At 57.6% G+C, this 21,955-nt stretch carries 19 protein-coding genes and 1 riboswitch; of the genes, 11 read left to right on the forward strand and 8 right to left on the reverse strand.

The window, feature by feature from the left end:
- Window positions 1-19: 19 nt before the first annotated feature.
- Both ftsY and AC2FJ5_RS18705 read right to left on the reverse strand, forming a co-directional pair.
- Window positions 20-1,132: a signal recognition particle-docking protein FtsY gene (gene ftsY / locus AC2FJ5_RS18700; protein WP_496695013.1), complete on the reverse strand. Its 1,113-nt coding sequence runs from the start codon at window positions 1,130-1,132 to the stop codon at window positions 20-22.
- A 58-nt stretch (window positions 1,133-1,190) separates the two neighbouring features.
- Window positions 1,191-1,829: a lysoplasmalogenase family protein gene (locus AC2FJ5_RS18705; protein WP_281972305.1), complete on the reverse strand. Its 639-nt coding sequence runs from the start codon at window positions 1,827-1,829 to the stop codon at window positions 1,191-1,193.
- Between the two features lie 133 nt (window positions 1,830-1,962).
- Here AC2FJ5_RS18705 and AC2FJ5_RS18710 point away from each other — a divergent pair, with 133 nt between their 5' ends.
- Complete coding sequence (locus AC2FJ5_RS18710) at window positions 1,963-2,358, forward strand: hypothetical protein (protein ID WP_185956619.1); 396 nt, start codon at window positions 1,963-1,965, stop codon at window positions 2,356-2,358.
- A 12-nt stretch (window positions 2,359-2,370) separates the two neighbouring features.
- On the opposite strand, the gene xseA is transcribed toward AC2FJ5_RS18710, so the two are convergent.
- Window positions 2,371-3,864 carry an exodeoxyribonuclease VII large subunit gene (gene xseA, locus AC2FJ5_RS18715; protein WP_496794292.1) on the reverse strand — a complete coding sequence of 498 codons (1,494 nt, stop codon included), beginning with the start codon at window positions 3,862-3,864 and terminating at the stop codon, window positions 2,371-2,373.
- Window positions 3,865-3,939: 75 nt separating this feature from the next.
- Here xseA and purD point away from each other — a divergent pair, with 75 nt between their 5' ends.
- On the forward strand, window positions 3,940-5,202 hold the full coding sequence (purD, locus tag AC2FJ5_RS18720) for a phosphoribosylamine--glycine ligase (RefSeq protein WP_496704886.1): 1,263 nt from the start codon (window positions 3,940-3,942) through the stop codon (window positions 5,200-5,202).
- An 86-nt stretch (window positions 5,203-5,288) separates the two neighbouring features.
- On the opposite strand, the gene AC2FJ5_RS18725 is transcribed toward purD, so the two are convergent.
- The 3 genes from AC2FJ5_RS18725 to AC2FJ5_RS18735 all read right to left on the reverse strand — a co-directional run bounded on the left by AC2FJ5_RS18725 (window position 5,289) and on the right by AC2FJ5_RS18735 (window position 7,533).
- The gene (locus AC2FJ5_RS18725; RefSeq protein WP_496690765.1) at window positions 5,289-6,044 is read right to left on the reverse strand and encodes an FG-GAP repeat domain-containing protein; all 756 of its coding nucleotides are present in this window, start codon (window positions 6,042-6,044) and stop codon (window positions 5,289-5,291) included.
- Window positions 6,044-6,367 (reverse strand): 2Fe-2S iron-sulfur cluster-binding protein, encoded by a 324-nt coding sequence (locus AC2FJ5_RS18730; RefSeq protein WP_142634548.1) that lies wholly within the window; start codon window positions 6,365-6,367, stop codon window positions 6,044-6,046. The genes AC2FJ5_RS18725 and AC2FJ5_RS18730 overlap by 1 nt, the downstream gene beginning before the upstream one ends.
- A 230-nt stretch (window positions 6,368-6,597) precedes the next feature.
- Window positions 6,598-7,533 carry an alpha/beta hydrolase gene (locus AC2FJ5_RS18735; protein WP_496690764.1) on the reverse strand — a complete coding sequence of 312 codons (936 nt, stop codon included), beginning with the start codon at window positions 7,531-7,533 and terminating at the stop codon, window positions 6,598-6,600.
- A gap of 131 nt (window positions 7,534-7,664) precedes the next feature.
- A riboswitch (SAM riboswitch) is annotated at window positions 7,665-7,742 on the forward strand.
- A 62-nt stretch (window positions 7,743-7,804) separates the two neighbouring features.
- Here AC2FJ5_RS18735 and metZ point away from each other — a divergent pair.
- The 5 genes from metZ (at window position 7,805) to AC2FJ5_RS18760 (ending at window position 14,389) form a co-directional block, all read left to right on the forward strand.
- Entirely contained in the window at window positions 7,805-8,995 is a 1,191-nt protein-coding gene (metZ, locus tag AC2FJ5_RS18740; RefSeq protein WP_496678172.1) for an O-succinylhomoserine sulfhydrylase, read from the forward strand.
- 171 nt (window positions 8,996-9,166) lie between these two features.
- The gene (gene folE2, locus AC2FJ5_RS18745) at window positions 9,167-10,270 is read left to right on the forward strand and encodes a GTP cyclohydrolase FolE2 (protein ID WP_496678170.1); all 1,104 of its coding nucleotides are present in this window, start codon (window positions 9,167-9,169) and stop codon (window positions 10,268-10,270) included.
- 275 nt (window positions 10,271-10,545) lie between these two features.
- On the forward strand, window positions 10,546-11,307 hold the full coding sequence (locus tag AC2FJ5_RS18750; protein ID WP_496794293.1) for a hypothetical protein: 762 nt from the start codon (window positions 10,546-10,548) through the stop codon (window positions 11,305-11,307).
- Between the two features lie 50 nt (window positions 11,308-11,357).
- Window positions 11,358-12,806, forward strand: coding sequence for a TrkH family potassium uptake protein (locus tag AC2FJ5_RS18755; protein WP_142634535.1), 1,449 nt, complete (start codon window positions 11,358-11,360; stop codon window positions 12,804-12,806).
- Complete coding sequence (locus AC2FJ5_RS18760; RefSeq protein ID WP_496794294.1) at window positions 12,806-14,389, forward strand: thiamine pyrophosphate-binding protein; 1,584 nt, start codon at window positions 12,806-12,808, stop codon at window positions 14,387-14,389. The genes AC2FJ5_RS18755 and AC2FJ5_RS18760 overlap by 1 nt, the downstream gene beginning before the upstream one ends.
- 45 nt (window positions 14,390-14,434) lie before the next feature.
- Here AC2FJ5_RS18760 and AC2FJ5_RS18765 read toward each other — a convergent pair whose 3' ends face one another.
- The gene (locus tag AC2FJ5_RS18765) at window positions 14,435-16,171 is read right to left on the reverse strand and encodes a serine protease (protein WP_496794296.1); all 1,737 of its coding nucleotides are present in this window, start codon (window positions 16,169-16,171) and stop codon (window positions 14,435-14,437) included.
- 204 nt (window positions 16,172-16,375) lie between these two features.
- On the opposite strand from AC2FJ5_RS18765, the gene AC2FJ5_RS18770 reads away from it, so the two are divergent.
- Entirely contained in the window at window positions 16,376-17,305 is a 930-nt protein-coding gene (locus tag AC2FJ5_RS18770) for a glycine--tRNA ligase subunit alpha (RefSeq protein WP_496690759.1), read from the forward strand.
- A gap of 8 nt (window positions 17,306-17,313) precedes the next feature.
- Here AC2FJ5_RS18770 and AC2FJ5_RS18775 read toward each other — a convergent pair whose 3' ends face one another.
- Complete coding sequence (locus tag AC2FJ5_RS18775; RefSeq protein ID WP_496794297.1) at window positions 17,314-17,946, reverse strand: MarC family protein; 633 nt, start codon at window positions 17,944-17,946, stop codon at window positions 17,314-17,316.
- A 92-nt stretch (window positions 17,947-18,038) separates the two neighbouring features.
- Between AC2FJ5_RS18775 and AC2FJ5_RS18780 the strand changes: the two genes are divergently transcribed.
- From AC2FJ5_RS18780 to glyS, 3 genes are read left to right on the forward strand one after another with little or no spacing between them, the layout of a single operon-like run.
- A complete protein-coding gene (locus tag AC2FJ5_RS18780; protein ID WP_496700702.1) occupies window positions 18,039-18,566 on the forward strand; it encodes a DUF6446 family protein in 528 nt (175 codons plus the stop codon).
- Complete coding sequence (gene gltS / locus AC2FJ5_RS18785; protein ID WP_496700057.1) at window positions 18,563-19,765, forward strand: sodium/glutamate symporter; 1,203 nt, start codon at window positions 18,563-18,565, stop codon at window positions 19,763-19,765. Before AC2FJ5_RS18780 ends, gltS begins: the two co-directional genes overlap by 4 nt.
- A 9-nt stretch (window positions 19,766-19,774) precedes the next feature.
- Window positions 19,775-21,955: a glycine--tRNA ligase subunit beta gene (gene glyS / locus AC2FJ5_RS18790; protein ID WP_496794298.1), complete on the forward strand. Its 2,181-nt coding sequence runs from the start codon at window positions 19,775-19,777 to the stop codon at window positions 21,953-21,955.

Genomic DNA, 21,955 nt, shown 5'->3' on the forward strand with positions numbered 1-21,955 from the left:
TAGTCAGTTGAAGTTCGGATCAGCGTTGATCGAGGCCGGTTAGAGCAGCGGCGAATTCTTCGGGATCGAAAGGGGCGAGATCGTCGATCTGTTCTCCGACGCCGATTGCGTGAATGGGCAGGCCGAACTTGTCGGCCAGTGCCACCAGCACGCCGCCTTTTGCGGTGCCGTCCAGCTTGGTCATCACTAGGCCGGAGACATCGGCCAGTTTCTGAAAGGTATCGACCTGACTGAGTGCATTCTGACCGGTGGTGGCGTCCAGAACCAAAAGGGTATTGTGCGGTGCGGTTTCGTCGACTTTGCGGATCACCCGGACGATCTTGGCTAATTCCTCCATCAGGTCGGCACGATTCTGCAGACGACCGGCGGTGTCGATCATCAACAGATCGGCGCCATCCTCTTGTGCGCGCGTCAACGCATCGAAGGCCAGGGAGGCGGGGTCCGAGCCTTCGGGGGCTGTCAGGACCGGAACGCCTGCGCGGTCGCCCCAGACCTGCAGCTGTTCAACGGCGGCTGCGCGGAAGGTGTCTCCAGCTGCGATCACTACGTTCTTGCCGGCCGCCCTGAACTGGCTGGCTAGTTTGCCGATCGTGGTGGTCTTGCCCGATCCGTTGACGCCAACAACCAGTACCACCTGTGGGCGTTTGGAATAGAGCGGCATGGGCTTTGCAACGGGTTCCATAACCCGGGCGACTTCCTGCGCCAGAAGCTGCTTGATCTCTTGTGTCGAAAGTTTGCGGCCATAACGGCCCTCGGCCATATTGGCGGTGACGCGCAGCGCTGTGTCCACACCCATGTCGGATGCAATCAACAGCTCTTCAAGCTGTTCCAGCATGTCGTCATCCAGCGTGCGGCGAACTGTTGTCTCGGTCTCGGCGCGCCCGAAAAGCCGCCCGAGCATGGATTTGGACGGAGCAGACTCGGCTGTAATGGCCACCGGTTTGGCAACTGCCTGTTCCGGTGCCATGTCCGGTTGCGCGACTTCGGGTTCCGGTTCGGAATGCGGCGCTGGTGGGATTGGATCCGGTGCAGTTGTTTCCTCGCCCCCATCTTCAACGATGGCATCCAACCCCTGTTCAAGGCGGGATGAGGATTTGAACAGCTTGTCCTTGAGCTTTGAGAATAGCGCCATTTTTGGTCTCCGCAGGTGTTCCTCTCACCTAATGCGGAATTGCAGCAGTTGCAAAGGGTCAGAGGAAGGCGATCAGAAGACCGGCTTGCGCCCCCCAATACAATACCCAAACCAGATAGGAGGTGAAACGGCGGCTGGGATGGTCCACTGGCAAAAGAAACTTCTCAGTCGCCAGGATCAGGTCGGACGCGATAAAGGACAAAGCCGCAGGTAAAGCCCAACGCAGCGCGCCTGTCTCGGGCAGGGCCAGGACCGTGATACCCATGCCCAGAATGATCGGAATATACCCGAGAACGGGCCATTTCAGGTCTCCGGCACGCGGCGGTAATAGGGTGACAACGACAATACCGAGGAGGATCAAAGACCAGAAATATCCGGGCTTCTCCAGAATAAGCGCGGCGTCGCTGGCCGGATGGGACAGGAACAGCCCGATATAGGCCAGATGACCAGTTGCAAAGGCACCGATCCCGGCCATGAAGGTGGCATCACTTTCCCGGGACAGAAGGGCGTCCCCCAGCGCACAGAATGCCAGCGCAAGGATCAACAGAAATGGAGCGCCACTTTGGGCGGCAATGACCGCCAAAACTGCGACGGATAGGGTCTTTAGGATTGACCGAACAGCGCCAGCGCCACGCGAGGTCAATGGCAGGTAAGCCAGAGCGCAAGCTGTCGCAATCAGAAACAGGGCATTGGTCATAGAGTTATCTCCGCAGCATGTACTGAACACTTTCGCAGCGCATAACCGCAAAACTCAATCGGTGACGTGAAGGCACCCGGTTGGAATGAAAAGGGAATTGGCCTAGCGGCCTGCCATCTGACAGAATGAACCCATGCTGAAACGAATTGCGATTCTGTTGTCGATGGCTGCCCCGGCGGTTTGTGCCGACACATCTCTATCCGGCGCCGAATTTGACCGCTATACGCTGGGAAAAACCCTGTTCTATGGCTTTGAAGGCAGGATTTATGGGGTCGAGCGTTATCTGCCGGATCGCCGCGTGATTTGGTCTTTTCTGGATGGGAACTGCAAAGAAGGGCTCTGGTACGAGCAGGAAGGACAGATCTGTTTCGTCTATGAAGACCGGCATGACCCGCAATGCTGGGTATTCACCGAATCTGGCGGCGGTCTGATCGCTCAGTTCGAGGGAAATCCTGAGATGACCGAACTATATGAGAACGAAGACACAGACGCCGAGATGGTCTGTTACGGTCCCGAAGTCGGTGTCTAGCCTGTGCAGGGGTCAGAACAACGACCCCTGATCCGGCGCATCCTTTTTCGGCGGCTTTTTCGAAGTTGACGGTGACGCGGTAGACGGGCCGGTCGTCAATTCGCCATCTGCAAATTCAATGTCAAAGGATTGGTGTTTTGCCGCCTGTTTACGGGTTGTCAGTACCTGTCCTTCGGCGCGTACGACCGCATATCCACGTTGCAGCGTTGCCTTGTAGCTTAGCGTTTCCCGCAGCCGGTCTGCGGTTTCCAGGGATTGACGCATCCGGTCCAGACGCGCGGCTTGCGCTGTACTCAAGCGTTCGGCTAGGCGGTTGATGTTTTGCCGTTGGCTGTCGATTTCGCGCTGGATCGGCCGGACAGACAGGCGCGACGAAAGGCTGCGCAGTGTTTCCTGTCGGGTTCCGACCAGTGAGCGTAATGTGGACGGGCGCAGATGGGCGGACAGTTTCACAACTTGAAGGCGGCGGTTTTGTACGCCGCGCTCAAGTGCTGGTGTCAGTCGGTCCGCAATTAAATCAAGGCGTTGTCGCGGGTTGTTCAACAAGCTATCCGGGCGTGGTAATGCGCGGGATAAATCCCGCAACCGTTGCGACCGTCTTTGCACAGCGTCCGTGGCTGCACGGGACAGGCGGGCGCCTTGCTTTCCGGTCCAGGCCAGAAGTTCCATGCGGACAGGCACCGCAAGTTCGGCTGCGGCTGTGGGGGTTGGGGCCCTGCGGTCCGAGACAAAATCAATCAGGGTCGTGTCGGTCTCGTGCCCAACGGCCGAGATCACCGGGATCTCTGATGCCGCCGTAGCGCGGGCCACGATCTCTTCGTTGAACCCCCAGAGGTCCTCGATTGACCCGCCACCACGGGCGACGATGATCAGGTCCGGTCGTGGCAGCGCACCGCCAGGAGTCAGTTGGTTGAAACCAGTAATCGCGTTCGCCACCTCAGGCGCGCAATTCGAACCTTGCACGGCGACAGGCCAGATCAACACTTTGCGCGGAAATCGGTCACGCAACCGGTGCAGGATATCGCGGATCACCGCGCCCGAGGGTGAAGTCACCACGCCGATGATCTGAGGAAGATAGGGCAGAGGCTTTTTACGCTCGGGTGCGAACAGGCCCTCGGATTCCAACTGTTTCTTTCGCTTTTCAAGCAGGGCCATCAGGGCACCCTGTCCGGCCACCGAAACCTCATCCACGTTCAGATTGTATTTGGACTGCGCTCCAAAAGCGGTCAGGCGGCCTGTGACGACCACTTCCAGACCTTCCTCGGGAACCACGGACAGGGCAGCAACCTGGCCTTTCCAAGTGGTGCAGGCCAGTACGTTCTTGTCGTCCTTGATGTCATAGTACAGATGACCAGATCTGGCTTTGAACACGCGACCGACTTCACCCCGAACACGGATTCGGCCGAAACTGCCTTCCAGCGTCCGCTTCACCTCGCCCGAGATGTCGGAAACAGTGTATTCTGGGGTATTTTGGCCGGGAATGGGGTCGTCAAGCAGGTCGGACATTTCAGCGCCTTGTGTCAAATGCCCGGCCAGCTTAGAACGCGCGGAAGGCAAGGCCAAGCAGATCGGAGAGCAGTCATGAACATCCTCATTCTCGGCAGTGGTGGGCGCGAACACAGCCTGGCCTGGGCGGTGATGCAAAACCCGAAATGCGACCGCCTGATTGTGGCGCCGGGCAATGCCGGGATCGCCCAGATTGCCGAATGTGCAGCGCTGGATATCGAAAACGGCGGTGAGGTGGTCAGGTTTGCGGATGAGAACGCGATCGACTTTGTGATCGTCGGCCCCGAGGCGCCATTGGCTGCGGGGGTTGCGGATCGTTTGCGCGAGGCCGGTGTCCTGGTTTTTGGCCCCTCGGCCGCGGCTGCACGTCTCGAGGCGTCCAAGAGCTTTACTAAAGAGATCTGCGACGCCGCCAATGCTCCAACCGCAGGATACGCCCGGTTTACCGAGGCCGAGCCAGCCAAAGCCTATATCAAAAAGAAGGGCGCACCTATCGTCGTCAAGGCTGATGGCTTGGCCGCGGGCAAGGGTGTGATCGTTGCGATGGACGAAGCGACGGCCTTGGATGCGATCGATGACATGTTTGGCGGAGCCTTTGGTGGTGCCGGTGCCGAAGTTGTGGTCGAAGAGTTCATGGAAGGTGAAGAGGCATCTCTGTTCGTGCTATGCGACGGGGAAAGCATCCTGTCCATTGGCACGGCGCAAGACCATAAACGGGTAGGCGAGGGCGATACCGGTCTGAACACCGGCGGCATGGGCGCGTATTCTCCGGCTCCTGTGTTAAGCGCTGTAATCGAAGAGCGTGCGATGAACGAGATCGTGCGCCCCACCATGGCAGAGATGAAGCGGCGCGGAACGCCGTTTCAGGGCGTTCTTTATGTTGGTTTGATGATCAAGGACGGCCAGCCACGGTTGGTTGAATATAACGTGCGTTTCGGCGACCCGGAATGTCAGGTGCTGATGATGCGCCTGGGCGCGCAGGCGATGGACCTGATGCACGCCGCAGCAGAAGGCCGGTTGGCCGAGGCGCGTGTAAACTGGGCGGATGATCACGCCTTGACGGTAGTCATGGCCGCAAATGGTTATCCGGGCTCTTACCAAAAAGGCAGCGTGATCAAAGGGCTGGATGACGTATCTGAAGATAGCGGTAATATGGTGTTTCACGCAGGAACCAAAGAATCCGACGGTCAGATCGTCTCTAGTGGTGGCCGGGTATTGAATGTCACCGCACGCGGCCAGAACCTGCAGGAAGCGCGTGACCGCGCCTATGAGCTGATCGACGGGATCAACTGGCCAGAGGGGTTCTTTCGCCGGGATATCGGATGGCGGGCGCTTTAATCGCGACGGCTCCCGCGCCCAGCCACTGCATCAGAGATGCAGCGTCAATGGACTTGGGCCGGGCAGCCCTCTGACGCGGGCTGCAGTCAGGGCGAGGGTACGCAGTTAAGCGCAGAGGTCATTGCTTTCGGGCTAAAGGGGGCGACCAGATGCTGCACCCAGCCATTGTCAAAGCGGATGCTGACAATTTCGCGCCAGTCCGCAGACGCGACAACCAGTTCCGGGCCATTGCCACAGTCGCGCAGACCCCCTGTGATGAAATCTTCGCCGATCCGATGATTTGTCAGCCTTGGTAGAGCGGCAATCTGGATTAATTCGCCGTCGACAAAGCGCCAAATGCGCAATGTCTTGGCCAGATGAGGGCGGTCGATATAGGCGATCTCGATATTGCCATCCCCATCCAGATCCGCCGCCCCGACCGGAGCAAGCCATCGAAAGCGGGTACCGATATGCGGAGTTGCGGCGATTTTGTCCCCTCTGGCATCATAGATGGCCAACTGAGCGCCCGCTTGATCCTGAGATTCAACGACAATGGCCTCGGGGGTCCCGTCCTGATCTACGTCCACAAGCCGTGGAGCGAGATCTTCAAATACGCGATCAGATGGAAGACGGATGGTCACGTTTCCGCTTTGGGTAGTCAGCTCTAACGCGCCATATTCGATGTTATCACCCAGAACTCCGTGGGCGTAACGTGTTGTCGGCTCGGTGAAACGAGCGGCTGAGACGGTCTCCGCCAGTGCCAACGGGGCATGGCCCGTCAGCCAGAAGCACAACGTCAGCGCTGCGCCGCGGGCCTGACCCTGCCAAGTTCGGTAGGGTAGGCGCGGCGCTTTGCAGGGCATCAGATCTGTTTTTCCGGCATCTGAACGATCAGGCCATCCATCTCGTCTGTGACTTTGATCTGGCAGGTCAGGCGCGAACGGGCAGGGTCGGGCTCATAGGCAAAGTCCAACATGTCTTCTTCCATGTCATCCTTGCCGGGAATTTTCTCAACCCAGTCGGGGTGGATATAGACATGGCAGGTCGAACAGGCACAGGCGCCGCCGCAATCCGCTTCGATGCCGGGAATGTTGTTGTCACGGGCTCCTTCCATGACGGTTAGTCCGTTGGCGACCTCGACAGTGTGCTCGGTACCGCCATGCTCGACATAAGTGATCTTTGCCATTGCGTGCATCTTCCTCTTGCGATGTTAGATCCTTCCTTAGTCAAGGCATTTAGGTGTTTCCAGCCTCATTTGCGACTCGATGTGCCGCGTCTGGGAATTCTTGGCCTTTGTTCCCCTCCCGTTCTTCTGCTCGCTGTATTTTTACCCGCAGCTACTGACTGGATTTGGCGTAGCCTGTCAGCGGCTGCCCGCTGTGAGGTCGAGGGTCGATAATACGCCGATTGCCGAGGTCATGAGGTTTTGCCGGAAAGCGAATTGAACGCCAAGGGTTCTGCCCATGCAAATAACCGAGACCATCGGCGCTGGGGTAAGGGTGGGATGCCACTGCGCAGGACCGCCAAGCTCAGGGCGTTAGGGTTAAGTAACAATGCCTGATAGACTTGCAATGCACCGGGGCGTGTGTAGCTGGACCAATGGCTGAACCTGCGTCTGGAGGCATGGATCGCAAAAGCGTGATACGCCAGATGATTCAGCGTGTCCGGGCAATCCAGTTGCAGCGTTATTGCATTCGGGGCCGTCAAGCTGCTGCCTATGCTGCGATCGCCCCGTTCAGGCGGAGGGATCAGGCATTCGTATAGAAAATCAAACAGATCGTTTTCGCGGCTCGTAATATTGATGAATTCCGCCCGTCTACCCGCCGGAGTGGCCAGCGCTCTTAACGCGCGACTCTGATAGGCGGCTCCGGTCAACGAGATGATGCGGCTCAGGGATCCGGGTCGGATGTGATGCAGGGCTTCAAGCGCCAATTCGGTCCCCATCGAGTGGCCAATAAAGTGGATCGGACGTCGCGGGTTCAGATGGTGCAGTTCCCGGATCAATTCGGCCAGAACACGTCCGGCCTCGTGCGCCCGGCGGAGGGCACCCCAAAACGATCCCCGTGCATTCCAGCCAAAGGCAATGCCCAGCCCTTCGGTTTGCAAACCAGTGCCAAAACCAAGTTGCCGCGGCCAGCTGCAGAAAGATGTTGGCGAGGATGTCCGGGGCAGGGACAAGAAATGTTGGTGCGGGCAGGCCTTGGCCCGGCCTGGCCGGAACCTGTACCCATGTGACATGAGGATGACCGGGCCTTGGATGTGCCGGGTCTGACATAGCAGGCTGAAGGGGGACTGTGGGCTGTTGTGCAGCGTAAGCGTGTCGCCGGTCGCGTTGATCCGGATTATTGGCATTCTCACAGCCTCATACAAGATGTTGTGGCGGCAATATCCCAACAGCCTATGCCCCCTAGGTGAAGGGATTGTTACAGCTGCGCGACGTTGCGGGGGCGGGGTTGACGATACTGCAGCCGCGGCGTAATTCAGCATCACCACGTGGCGATTTGTTACCGGATTGCGGGCCACGCTAAACAACACCGCTAAAAGGTCAGGATGAAAGACCCCTTTCGCTTGGCCGCGTCTGGGGTTTTTTGTTTACGTCCCTCAAGGGGCTGAAAGGAATGACATGAGCGAGAGCTGGAACAAGCGCACACAAGCCGTCCATGGCGGCACCCGCCGCAGCCAATACAACGAAGTGAGCGAGGCGATTTTTCTGACCCAGGGATTTGTCTATGATACGGCCGAGCAGGCCGAGGCGCGGTTCATCGAAACCGGCCCTGATGAGTTCATTTACGCTCGTTATGGCAACCCGACAGTTTCGATGTTTGAACAGCGTATCGCGGCTCTGGAAGGGGGCGAAGACGCTTTTGCCACCGCCTCTGGAATGGCTGCGGTGAATGCGGCACTGACTTCGATGTTGCAAGCCGGTGACCACGTTGTTTCTGCCAAGGCTCTGTTCGGGTCGTGCCTGTATATTCTGGAAAACGTGCTGACCCGGTTCGGGGTTGAAGTGACCTTTGTGGACGGTACCGATCTTGACGCATGGGAGGCTGCGATCCGCCCGGACACCAAAGCGGTTTTCTTCGAATCCATGTCCAACCCGACGCTTGAGGTCATCGACATCTCAGCCGTTTCCCTTCTGGCCCATGCGGTTGGTGCAACGGTCATCGTGGACAATGTGTTTTCGACCCCAGTTTTCTCGCGCGCGATCGCTCAGGGGGCTGACGTGGTTGTCTACTCGGCAACCAAGCATATTGACGGGCAGGGCCGCGCCCTGGGTGGTGTCATCATCGGCACCAAAGAGTTCATCCGTGGTACGGTCGAGCCCTATATGAAACACACCGGAGGCGCGCTTAGCCCCTTCAACGCGTGGATCATGCTGAAAGGGCTTGAGACCATGGCCTTGCGGGTCAACGCACAGGCCGAAACCGCCCAGAGGATTGCCGAGGCGCTAGAGGGCCATCCGGCGTTGGAGCGGACGCTTTACCCCGGTCTGAAGTCTCATGCGCAGAATGATCTGATACAAACGCAGCTTGGCGGCAAAGGCGGGACAGTGCTGTCGTTGGATATCAAGGGCGGAAAAGAGGCGGCATTTTTCTTCCTTAACGCCCTGACGATTCCGGTGATTTCGAACAATCTGGGCGATGCCAAGTCGATTGCGACCCACCCGGCAACCACCACACATCAAAGATTGAGTGACGACCAAAAAGTTGAGCTGGGCATTGCTCCGGGCCTCATCCGGTTCTCGGTAGGTTTGGAAGACGCCGATGATCTTCTTGCCGATATCAAGCGCGCATTGGACGTTTCTCAGCAATAGGGGTGTCTGCTGGACTGTTAGGCATAGTTCGAAAACGGTTTGTGACTTGTGCGCATGATGCGCCCATCACGAAGTTTCGATCCGGGCTGTGTTTCGGCGCGTATACCATTAGACTGGAAATCGCGTCGAACATATATATAGTCCGGCGACCAACCCGAGGAGCCCTGATCGATGAACGTGTATCCCCGTGACATTGATGACGCCCCCAACAATGATGAGGCCGCGGCAGCGTTGAAAACCCTGCGGAAATGGGCCGAGAACGCGACCGAGGCAGATATCGGTCAGCTTGATCCTGCTGTCGCGCGGCTTGTGCCGGGGCTCCTGCCGGTCAACTACCCATCCCTGTCGCGGCATTACCCCGAGGGGTTTGCTGTGGATGAGGCCTACCGCGCCTCGTTGCCTGACCTTCAGAATGGACCTTCCAGCCTGATCCGTGGGGCAAAGCAACAGATTCAACATGTTGGCATATCGAATTTCCGCCTGCCGATCCGGTTTCACCGCAAGCAGGGCGACGACCTGACGCTGGAGACCTCAGTGACTGGCACTGTCAGCCTTGATGCGGAAAAGAAGGGCATCAACATGTCCCGTATCATGCGTTCGTTCTACAAACATGCTGAGCGCACGTTCAGCTTTGAGGTGATCGAGGCTGCGCTGAACGACTATATGACCGATCTGGACAGCTTTGACGCACGTATCCAGATGCGGTTCTCTTACCCGGACAGGACTCAAAGCCTGCGTTCGGGTCTGGAAGGCTATCAATATTACGATATCGCGCTGGAACTGGTTGAACAGAATGGCGTGCGCCAAAAGATCATGCATCTGGATTATGTGTATTCCTCGACGTGCCCATGTTCTCTGGAGCTCAGCGAGCATGCGCGGTCTACACGAGGGCAACTGGCGACGCCGCATTCGCAGCGCTCGGTTGCGCGGATATCGGTTGCGGTCGATTGCGATGCCGATTGCCTCTGGTTCGAAGATCTGATTGCGCTGTGTCGCAGGGCGGTGCCGACCGAGACGCAGGTCATGGTCAAACGTGAAGATGAGCAGGCATTTGCCGAGCTGAACGCCGCAAACCCGATTTTTGTCGAAGACGCGGCACGCCTGTTTTGTGCCGAACTTTTGGCCGACCATCATATCGGCGATTTCCGCGTGATCGCCAGCCATCAAGAAAGCCTGCACAGCCATGATGCCGTTTCTGTTCTGACTGAGGGCCCGACCTTTGTGTCCTCTAGCCTGGATCCGAGACTGTTTACGACATTGTTTCACGTCGGATAGGCGCTAAACTTTTGTAAAACCTTGATTAAGTGTCGATGCGGTGAAATTTCGCCGCATTGCAGCGATAAATGCTGCAAGCGCGAAGTTCTTGCTGTAAACTATCCTTGAATGCAGCCATCTCGTGGTCACTGTTCTGGTGATCATTTCACTCAATCAGGAAGCCGGCACGTGCGACGCCAAGGACTGCAAGGCAACGTAATCCGCCCGTTTAGTCAGGGCGGGCAGGGTTCTTTACTCATTCGCGGGTTGCATCACTTTCACAGGAGAACAACCTCATGAACCCGTTTACCCAGCCATTTGAATTTCAGGCAGCAGCAATTCGATTTGCCGGTGAGGCAATGACCAACCATTTGAAAATCATGCAAATTCTGACTAACTCTGCGATTGAACTGCCCTTCGCCCAGGTTCAGGCCCTGCGTGTCGCCTCCGAAAAGACTGTTGCTGACGTGAAGGCACCTGAGTTCAAATCTCAGGCGATGCCTGTGGTCAATGCTGATCCGCAACCTGCGGCAAAGGTCAAAGTGGCCGTCCAGAAAAAGGTAGAAGTCAAGGCAAAGGCCGAATCGCCCAAGCCCGCCCTGGCGAAACCTGTGACAAAAGCCAGAGCGTCGGGGGGTGCGAAAAAGGCACAGACCAAATCCGCGGCAAAACCTGCAGTGGCAAAAGCCGCAGCCCCAAAAGTCGCAGCTAGGCCCGCTGCCCCCAAAGCCGCTACGGCAAAGCCTGCAGTTACCAAAACCGTAACTGCCAAATCTGAAACGCCCAAAGTAGAAGCCGCTAAACCTGCTGTAGTCAGACCTGCAGTGGCAAAAACTGCTGCTCCCGCCGCAGCGATCGACGCTGCTGTTGCAAAAACCGCAGCTGTTAAACCCGTAGCGTCCAAGGTGAAGGCAGATCGGGTTGCAACCGCCAAACCTGCACCTGCAAATCCGGCCACGCCGAAGGCTCAGGGGGGACAGGCGGCAGCTGCACGCCGGTCACGCGCGCCTTCGAAACCGCCCGTGATGCCCGTCTCGAGCAGCAAAACCGAAAAGTAATCGGGACATCCGCTTGACACAGTCGTGCAGGCGCGCCAACGCTGCGCCTCATGACGGACATGCGCCCGGTAGGATATGTGATTGGCCTGTTGGTCGCCATTCTTGGGGCGACCATGATGTTGCCCATGCTTGCGGACCTTATCGAGGGCCGCGGCGAATGGCATGTTTTCCTTGAAAGCAGCGTTATCACCATTCTGACCGGCGCTGTCCTTTCTATGAGCTGCTCAAATGGCGTTGGCGAAGGGTTGACGATCCGTCAGACCTTTCTGCTCACGACCGGCGTTTGGGTGGCTTTGCCTTTATTTGGGGCAATTCCTTTCCTGTTCGGGGAAACCGAGCTGCGCTTTGTAGATGCCTATTTCGAGGCCATGTCTGGCCTTACGACCACGGGATCGACCGTGATTTCCGGGCTCGACGGGCTGCCGCAGGGGTTGCTTTTGTGGCGCGGTGTGCTGCAATGGCTGGGCGGTATCGGGATCATCGTTGTTGCAATGGTTTTTCTGCCCGAGCTTCGGGTCGGAGGAATGCAGATCTTCCGTTCGGAAGGTTTCGAAACCATGGGTAAGATCCTGCCGCGGGCGCAAGAAATCGCAGGCCAGATTTCCCTGATCTACGTGTTCCTGACCGTGGTCTGCGCGCTTGTTTACACCGGTCTTGGCATGAGCTTTTTTGACGCCGTGGTTCATTCTATGACCACAATCTCGACCGGTGGGTTTTCAAACTATGATGCATCGTTCGGTACCTTCTCGGGTCCGGCGGAATATGCGGCGTCGATTTTCATGATCCTCGCTGCCCTGCCATTTGTGCGTTATGTTCAGTTTGCCAATGGCAGCACCGGCTCCCTGTTCCGCGACAGTCAGATTCGGGCGTTTTTGGCCACGATCCTGATTCTTGTAGCCGTCATGGCGGTGTTTTTGACCTCTGTCTTTCCGCATCACTGGGAACAGGCGGTGCGGGAATCGCTGTTCAACATCACATCGATCATTTCAGGTACCGGATATGCCAGCGTCGATTATATGGGTTGGGGCAGTTTTCCGATCATGGTGTTCTTCCTGATTGGCCTGATCGGAGGGTGTGCGGGATCAACTGCCTGTTCGATCAAGATTTTCCGCTATCAACTGCTGTTTGCATCCATCAAAACTCAAATCCGGCGTATCCGTTCACCGCATGGGGTGTTCATGCCTCTCTATGACGGGCGTCCCATCGGAACGGATGTCCTGACTTCGGTCATGAGCTTTTTCATGTTCTTCGTATTGTCTTTGGGTTTTCTGGCATGGGCGCTGGCGCTGACCGGGCTGGATTTCATTACCTCTGTCTCGGGTGCAGCAACAGCGTTGGCCAATGTTGGTCCAGGCCTTGGGGATCAGATCGGACCAGCGGGTAATTTCAGCGGGCTCAGCGATACAGCCAAATGGTTACTATCTGCTGGGATGCTGGTCGGTCGGCTTGAACTGCTCGCGGTCTATGCGCTGTTCACAGTCCATTTCTGGAGAAGTTGATGAAAAGACCACTTGGCGCTCAAATCTCGCACATGCTCCGGGATCGGGGTGTTGATGTGATTTTTGGTATCCCCGGCGTCCATAATCAAGAGATGTATCGCGGGATCGAAGAAGCCGGCATCACCCATGTTCTTGCGCGGCACGAGCAGGGGGCCGGTTTCATGGCGGACGGATATGCGCGTGCAAGCGGCAATCCTGGCGTGGCCTATGTGATCACTGGGCCTGGGCTGTGCAACATCATGACACCCATGGGGCAGGGGTATTCGGATTCGGTGCCAATGCTGGTGCTGTCCTCCTGTCTTGATGATGATCAGGCGCTGCAGGGGCAGCTTCATCAGATGAAGGATCAACGTGCCGCCGGAGAAACGGTCGCGGATTGGTCGTTGCAGGCTAATACAGCTTCGGCCGCCTATGGCCTGGTTGAACGTGCTTTCGAAGAGTTCGCGCTGAGCCGCCCCAGACCCAAGCACATACAGGTGCCGATTTCGCAGCTTAAGGCACAGGCTGACCCGGCCCCATTCCCGAACCAGCCGGGTTTGCGGACAAAGGCTCTGCCGCCGGACGTCGCGCCGGTCTTGTCGATGCTGAACATTGCGCGCAGGCCGCTGTTCATTCTGGGAGGCGGTGCAAGATCAAACCTGTGGCGGCAGATTCTGACACAGATCGGAGCGGCCTGTTTCACCACCTATGCGGGGCGTGGAATGGTGGGGTTGGATTATGCGTTGGATTTTGGCGCTGCCTTGTCTCGTCCCGAAAGCGCCCAGATCATCGCCTCCGCCGATCTTGTGGTGGTCGTCGGAGCCGAGCTGGGTGAGGTCGATCTGTGGCGCGATGCGCTGGGGCATACGGCCAATATGATCCGCATTGATCTGGACCCTCAGGTCCTGTCAGACCATCATCGGGCCTCGGTCAAGTTGCAGGCGGATGGCGAAAGCTTTGCCCACGCGATGTGGGCGTCTATTGACCATGTCAAACCGGCAAATGGCTGGTCTTCGGATGAGGTTTCCGAAGCCCGCAGTAAATGGCGCGCCGAGATTGACGCAGATCGACCCGGAATTGTCCCGGTGTTGGATGCCTTGCGTAAGGCAATGCCAGCGGATGTGATGGTGTATTCGGACATGACCCAGTTCGCCTATGTTGCCAAGGGGGTGTGGGAAATGCCCTTCCCCTATCATTGGCACCACCCGAACGGCTTTGGCACGCTGGGCTATGCGTTGCCGGCTGGAATAGGTGGCGCTATCGCGCGGCCGGGCAGGCCGACTGCTGTGATTGCTGGGGAATATGGCTTTCACTACACGATGATTGAATTGGGCGTGGCGGTAGAGCTGGGTTTGCCCCTGCCGATCATTCTTTGGGACAATGGCAAGCTGAAAGAGATCGAAGACAGCATGGTGGGCAGTCAGATCGCCCCGAATGCTGTCGTTGCGCGTAACCCTGACTTTTGCAAACTGGCCGAGGCATTCGGCGCCTTGTCTGCCGCGCCCTCAACACTGGAAGACATGCAGTCTGCGGTGCGAAAAGCGTTTACCGCTAAGGGGCCGACATTGATCCGGATCACTCCGGACATATGGCGCGCAGAATAAAAAACGCCGCCCGGATGGGCGGCGTTAATGCGCGATTTTACGAACTCAATCCCAGCATTGTACCAGAACAGTCATCCCATTTGCCCGGCGGCTAAGCTCATTGGGTGAGACCTGCGTGGCGGCGGTGGCGCTGGATTGACCTGCCAGCCCAGCCTTGCTCAGCGCCTTGTTCAGGCTCTCTGTATTGGCAGACAGGCTGACTGAGGCGGGCAGGGTCCGCCCATCCGTCGGGGTCGGCAAAAGCATCCCGACCACCTGACCGTTGCCGTCAAACACGGGGCCTCCTGCATCGCCGGGTTGGGTGGCCAGCGCCAGACGCTTCACGCCATCCTCACCGTTCAGGCCGCGCAGGTCGGCGATCTGCCCATATGACAGCGTCGGACCGCCCAAAACGCCCTGATACGAGAATCCGGAGACCGCAACCTCGGACTGAATCCGCGGCTTGGTGCTGCTGAACTCGGCCACGCTGATCGGGGAAAGGTCGCGGCTTGGCCGCAGAACGGCGATGCCGAGATTGGGATCGGTCGAGGCGACCTCAAGCTCATGCGCGCCGTCCAGCGTGATCCGCGAGCAGCTATCTGCCGCCTCGGTCACGGTCAGGACGGTGCCTTTGGCATCCGCAAAGAACCCCGAGCGTGACAGGCGCGGTTTGCGAACCTGCAGGCCGGATACAAGATCAATGCTTTGCGCAGCGTCCGATCCGGCGGCGGCATCAAGAACCGCATCAGTGGTGCTAAAGCCCGCTTTCATGGCGGCAAGAACGCGGGTACGGCGCGCCTCGTCCCCTTCGGGCCAGACCAGGGTAAAACCTTTAATCTGACCATCTTTCAGCTTGGCCTCGGTATAGGATACAATGTCATTGCCGCGACCTTCCAGCGTAAAGCTGTCACCGCGCAGCTGGCGAGGGCCTTCAAGCGGAACGATTTCCAGCGACTGCATGACTTCAAAAAGGGCCCGCAGGGTTGCTTTGGTGCCATCCTGACTGATCAGCAGGGCCTGAGCCTTCAGGTCGGTCGAGCCGTTGAAATGCACGAAGGGGGCCTCGTAACGGTCGAATGCAACAACACCCAGCGGCATGGCCATCTCGATACCTGCCTGTGGGTCTGTGTAGCGCTGCATTCCGGCGCTGATTAATGGCGCGTTATAGTCATCCATCAAGGCCTTGCGCTGTGCCGTCGTCAAAACCCCGGTCGCCTCGTATCCGTTGAAACTTTGCCAGTCGCCCATCGAGCGACGCGTTCCCTGTCCAAAGGCACCGTCAATCGTCGAGTTGTAGAAACCGGCTGCCTGAAGTGCGGTTTGAAGGCCCATACGCTCCTGCGCGCTCAGCAATCGTTCGCTTTGCAGCGCCTGTGATCTGGTTTCATCAGCAATTTGCGGGGTTGCCTCGGCCACTGGTTGTTCCGGTTCAGATGCGACCGGCGCTGTCACAGCGGCCTGGTCCTGAGTATTCGCACTGACCGGCCAGAACTGCTGCCCCAGTGTGTTCGAGAAGGCGATAAAGCTGTCGGCTGGAATTTGCCCCTCCGCGCGGTACACCCGCAGAACTTGCTCGGCATCGCCGCGCAGATACGGGCCGATCACAATGGCATACCAGCCCGAATTCAGGCGAAATCCATTTACGTCTGGCAACGCGCCAGAATAGGTTTGTGCGCGTTCCTGGGCTTCACGCAGCGAAGGCTGCGCCTCGACCTGGACCCAAACACCTCCGTCTTGCTGCGCAAATGATGCTCGCACGCCGAAAAGGAAAAGAACTGAAATTACCGTTAATATGCGTCTCATTGTGTGCCTGTGTCCGCGGTGTTTTTCTGCGATGAAGAGTACGCGATATGCGGGTTGAAACACCATGCCTGGAATACGGGGAATTTCCAGTTTGGCCGCTCAGTGGCTTCCCGGGCACACTGTCCCGTTGACGCCCCTTGGCCCCTTGCATAGGAAGGGCAAAACCCACCGGAACAGGGCGCAATGGCGTCCAAAGGGAATGTGATGACCGTTAAGTCCAACGCACCTCGCTCTTTTCAGGAGATCATCCTGCGCCTTCAGACCTATTGGGCGTCAAAAGGCTGCGCCATTCTGCAGCCCTATGACATGGAGGTCGGGGCAGGGACATTCCATCCAGCGACTACTTTGCGCGCTTTGGGGTCCAAGTCCTGGGCCGCAGCTTATGTGCAACCCTCGCGCCGCCCAACAGATGGGCGTTATGGCGAGAACCCCAATCGCTTGCAGCACTATTACCAGTATCAGGTGTTGATCAAGCCTAGTCCGCCGGACCTGCAGGCGTTGTATCTGGGCAGCCTTGAGGCAATCGGCATCGACATGGACCTGCATGACATCCGGTTTGTCGAGGATGACTGGGAAAGCCCAACGCTGGGCGCCTGGGGCCTGGGCTGGGAGGTCTGGTGCGACGGCATGGAAGTCAGCCAGTTCACCTATTTCCAACAGGTCGGAGGCCATGACTGCGCGCCGGTTTCAGGTGAATTGACCTATGGTTTGGAGCGGCTGGCGATGTATGTGCTGGGTGTTGATCACGTGATGGACATGCCCTTTAACGATCCGCAGTCACCCAGCCCGCTGACCTATGGTGACATATTCAAACAGACCGAAGAAGAATATGCCCGCTGGAACTTTGACGTGGCCAACACCGAAGTCCTACTGCGCCATTTCGAAGAGGCCGAGTCCGAATGCGCCAATATTCTGGCGCAAGAGCATGACGATCCAAAAACCGGTAAGCGTATCGTAATGGCGCACCCGGCCTATGATCAATGCATCAAGGCATCACATATCTTTAACCTGTTGGATGCGCGTGGCGTGATCTCGGTGACGGAACGGCAGGCCTATATTGGGCGCGTGCGGACCTTGGCAAAGCAATGCGCCGACGCCTTCGTTCAGACCGATGCCGCCGGGTACGAGGTCTGATGCGGCAGTTACGCCAAACCTGGAAGCAGAACTTTAAGCCCGTCCGCGATCATGCTGATGGCGATGGCGGACAGGATCATACCCATAAAGCGGCTCATGATCACCCGAGCGTTGTCCGAAAGCCGCTTGGACAGCGCCGCGGCGTTCCAGAATGTGACGAACAGCAAAAACAGCACTGCCAGAAAAACGCCCACATAGAGTATGACGTCCATAGGTTTGGACATTTGATGTGCATAGAGGATCAACGTTGTGATTGTGCCAGGCCCCACGAGGATGGGAAAGGCCAACGGATAAAAGGCGACGGTGTCGGGCTCGGGATAAGATTTCTTTTCGCCTTCGGTTCCGTGATGCGCCGTGCTCTCGGTGCCGCTCAGCATGTTCAGGCCGATCATCAGGACAACAAGACCGCCCGCAACGCGCAGATCATTGACGCTGATGCCGAACAGTCCCAATGTCTTGCTGCCAATGGCTGCAAAAGCTCCGCCCAGGATCAGACAGTAGGTGACGGTTTTCACCGCAACTTTGCGCTGATCTGCGGGGGTCAGACCATCAGTCACGCTCAGAAAAACGGGCAAGTTGGTGATCGGGTTCATGATCGCAAAAAGCGCGCCGAAAAAACCTGCGGCGAGAGTCGTGTCCATTTTCATTACCCTAATGTCAGCCTGTATCAGGTTGGAAACTGGCCCATTTTTGACCTCAATGAAAGAGGCCACGTGAATAGGATGCTCGAACGATGACCGGAAAACTACTTGCTATTCTCCTTCTTGGGTCGGCTGTTCTGGCTGGTGGGGCCATGTACTATCTGCAAGTTTACGGCTTTTATTATGAAGTGGTCTCAAAGCCGGGACAGGATGTCCGTTTGCTAGCAATCGGCGCAGATGAGCCCGAGACCATCGCCTATACGGACTTTCAGGCGATTGATGCGGACAGCTCTCCGATTCGATACCGCGCCTGCTTTGAAACTGACCTGACGCCAGCAGATCTGGCTGGTTATCAGACCGCCAATGACCCCGAACCGTTGACGGCGCCCGGATGGTTTGAGTGCTACGATGCCATCGAGATTGCCAACGCGTTGCAGACCGGTCAGGCGCAGGCCTTTATCGGGGCTAAGAATATACACTTTGGCGTGGACCGGATCGTCGCTGTAACCCAGGATGGAAAAGGCTATGTTTGGCACGCGCTGAACAACTGCGGGGAAAAGGCCTATGACGGCACGGTCGTCGGAGAGGAATGCCCGCAGCAACTGGAAACGGGGCAATGACTTATCTCATCCCGGATATGATCGCCGCCACGTTGGGGCTAGCTGTCTATCTTTTGGGGGCGGAGTTGAACACGCAGGTGAAACTGCTTCAGCGCTTCAACATACCCGAACCGGTCAGCGGTGGGTTGGTCGCAGCGCTGGTGATGTTGGGATTATACATGGCCACAGGCATCTCATTCGATTTTGAGATGGCCACGCGGGACTATATGCTGGTGCTGTTTTTTGCGGCAATCGGCCTGAATGCCCGGTTCCTGGATCTGCTTACCGGCGGCAAACCTCTGTTCTTGCTGTTGGTTCTGACACTGATCACCATCATCATGCAAAACGGCATTGGTGCCGTCGGGGCGGTTGCATTTGGCTTTCCTGCCCAATCCGGAGTGTTATTCGGATCAGCTGCCCTGATCGGAGGGCATGGAACCGCCATCGCATGGGCGCCGGACGTTGGTGCCGTAACTGGGTTGGAAGGCGCGACCGAGTTGGGGGTCGCAGTGGCGACATTGGGCCTGGTGTTGGCCGCGGTGGTTGGTGGTCCTGTGGCCAAGTATCTTGTCGAACGCTATAATCTGACCCCCGACCGCCCCAACGAAGAACTGACAGTTGGTGTCGCAACCGAAGAACAGCGTTATCCTGATATTACGCCGCTTGGTCTGATGCGGGTCATGCTGTACCTCCATCTTGCCATTATCATTGGCTATGGCGTGAATGTCCTGATCGCAGAGGCCGGCCTGAAACTTCCCCTGTTTGTACCTTGTCTAATCATTGCCATTTTGATCGGCAACCTGCGCAGCTGGTTGCGGCCAAATGCAGTTCCCGTCAGCCGCACATCCGCGCTTGGGCTGGTTTCAGAGCTTGCGTTGGGTACCTTTCTGGCCATGTCGCTGATGAGCCTGCAGTTGTGGACGATTGCGGAACTTGGTGTGACCATTTTGGTCGTACTGGCGGCACAAACCGCCTTTACGGTAATCTTCGTTATCTACGTGTTGTTTCCGGTGATGGGGTCAGGATATCGCGCCGCGGTTCTGGCCGCGGGTTTCGGCGGGTTTGCGCTGGGCGCGACCCCCACCGCCATTGCCAATATGACCGCTGTAACCAAGCGATATGGCCCTTCACCTATTGCCTTTATCGTACTGCCCCTTGTATCCGCCTTTTTTGTGGATATCGCTAATGCCATCGTCATCCAGACGATCGTCAATTTCTAAGGACTGACTATGCCCGACTTGCTGATCGAACTGTTTTCCGAGGAAATCCCTGCACGCATGCAAACCCGTGCCGGTGAAGACCTGAAAAAGCGGATCACTGATGGTCTGGTCGAGGCCGGTCTGACCTATGCCGGGGCTGCCTCTCTGACCACGCCCCGTCGTCTGACTTTGGCGGTCGAAGGCTTGCTGGCCGAAAGCCCGTCCATCCGCGAGGAACGCAAAGGCCCGAAAGTGGGCGCACCCGATAAGGCCATCGAAGGCTTCCTGCGCGGCGCCGGCCTGACCCGCGACCAGTTGGAAGAGCGTGAAACGCCCAAAGGTGCGGTCTATTTCGCGATGATCGAAAAGCCCGGGCGACCGGCGACTGATATCGTGGCCGACGTGCTTGAGGCGACGATCCGTAATTTCCCCTGGCCCAAGTCGATGCGCTGGGGCAGTGGGTCGATGCGCTGGGTGCGTCCGCTGCATTCGATCCTGTGCATCCTCAATGATGAGACCGGAGCGCAGGTCGTGCCTCTGGAAGTTGAAGGGATCAAATCCGGCGACACAACCGAGGGTCACCGCTTTATGGCCTCGAACCGGTTTTCTGTAACGTCGTTTGAGGATTATGCCGCCAAGCTGAAACGCGCCTTTGTTGTGCTGTCACCTGAGGAACGCGCCGAACACATCTGGAACGACGCGCAGAACATGGCTTTTGCTGCTGGGCTGGAAGTGGTCGACGACAAGGGCCTGCTGGCCGAGGTGGCCGGGCTGGTCGAATGGCCCGTGGTGCTGATGGGGCAGATTGATCAGGAGTTTCTGGAACTGCCGCCTGAGGTGCTGCAAACCTCGATGAAAGAGCATCAGAAGTTCTTTTCTGTAAAGAACCCTAAAACCGGCCGGATTGAACGATTTATCACCGTTGCCAACCGCGAGACCGCCGACAATGGCGCGACCATTCTGGCGGGGAACCAAAAGGTGCTGTCGGCGCGTCTGGCCGATGCCAAGTTCTTTTGGGAGAACGACCTGCGCATCGCCAAATCGGACATCGCCCAATGGACCCGCGCGTTAGAGAACGTGACCTTCCACAACAAGCTGGGCACGCAGGCCGAACGGATCAATCGCATCGCCGCGTTGGCCCGCGAGCTGGCACCGATCACAGGTGCCGAACCGGCAGTGGCCGAGAAAGCCGCGCGTCTGGCCAAAGCCGACCTGAGCTCGGAAATGGTCTATGAATTCCCCGAACTTCAGGGGCTTATGGGTCGGTATTACATCGAAGCCGCAGGTGAAGACGCCGCCGTGGCCGCCGTGCCGCAGGAGCACTACTCACCGCTGGGCCCGTCAGACGACGTACCAACAGCGCCGTTGTCGGTGACCGTGGCGCTGGCGGACAAGTTGGACACGTTGACCGGCTTCTGGGCGATTGATGAAAAGCCAACTGGCTCGAAAGACCCGTTCGCTCTGCGCAGGGCGGCGCTGGGGATAATTCGTTTGGTATTGGAGAATGAATTGTCCCTAAATCTCGTCCATCAAGCGGCGGGGGCTCTTCATTTCCACATGGTTTTGGATGGTCCAATTTCCAGCCAACCTTTGGTAGAGCTTATTGAAGAAGTGAGCGATGGCGCGAGAATTGCCAGCGATGACCAAGCTGATGCAATTTTGGTTGAAGATCCATTGGGTTTGCCGAGCGACCTCCTCTCCTTCTTCCACGATCGCCTCAAAACTTTCCTCCGCGACGAAGGCATCCGGCACGACATCATCGACGCCTGTATCGCGATGGACGGCAATGATGATCTCAATCTGCTGGTTAAACGTGCCCGCGCGCTGAATGCGGTGATTGCGACCGAGGATGGCGAGAACCTCGTGCAGGGGTTCAAGCGGGCCAACAACATCCTGTCTCAGGCGGAAGAGAAGGATGGGGTGGAATACTCCTATGGTGCGGATGTGAAGTTTGCCGAAACAGACAGCGAGAAAGCACTGTTTGCAGCATTGGATCAGGCTAAGGCACAGATCGACACAGCGCTGGCGTCCGAAGATTTCCCGGCCGCGATGACGGCTATGTCCGCGCTGCGCAGGCCGGTGGATGCGTTCTTTGAGGATGTACAGGTCAATACCGACAATGACATCCTGCGCCGAAACCGTCTGAACCTGCTCAGCCAGATCAGGACGGTCTGTTCCAGCGTGGCGGATCTGGCCCGAATCGAAGGTTGA

The organism is Ruegeria sp. CDSA221, from assembly GCF_059611825.1.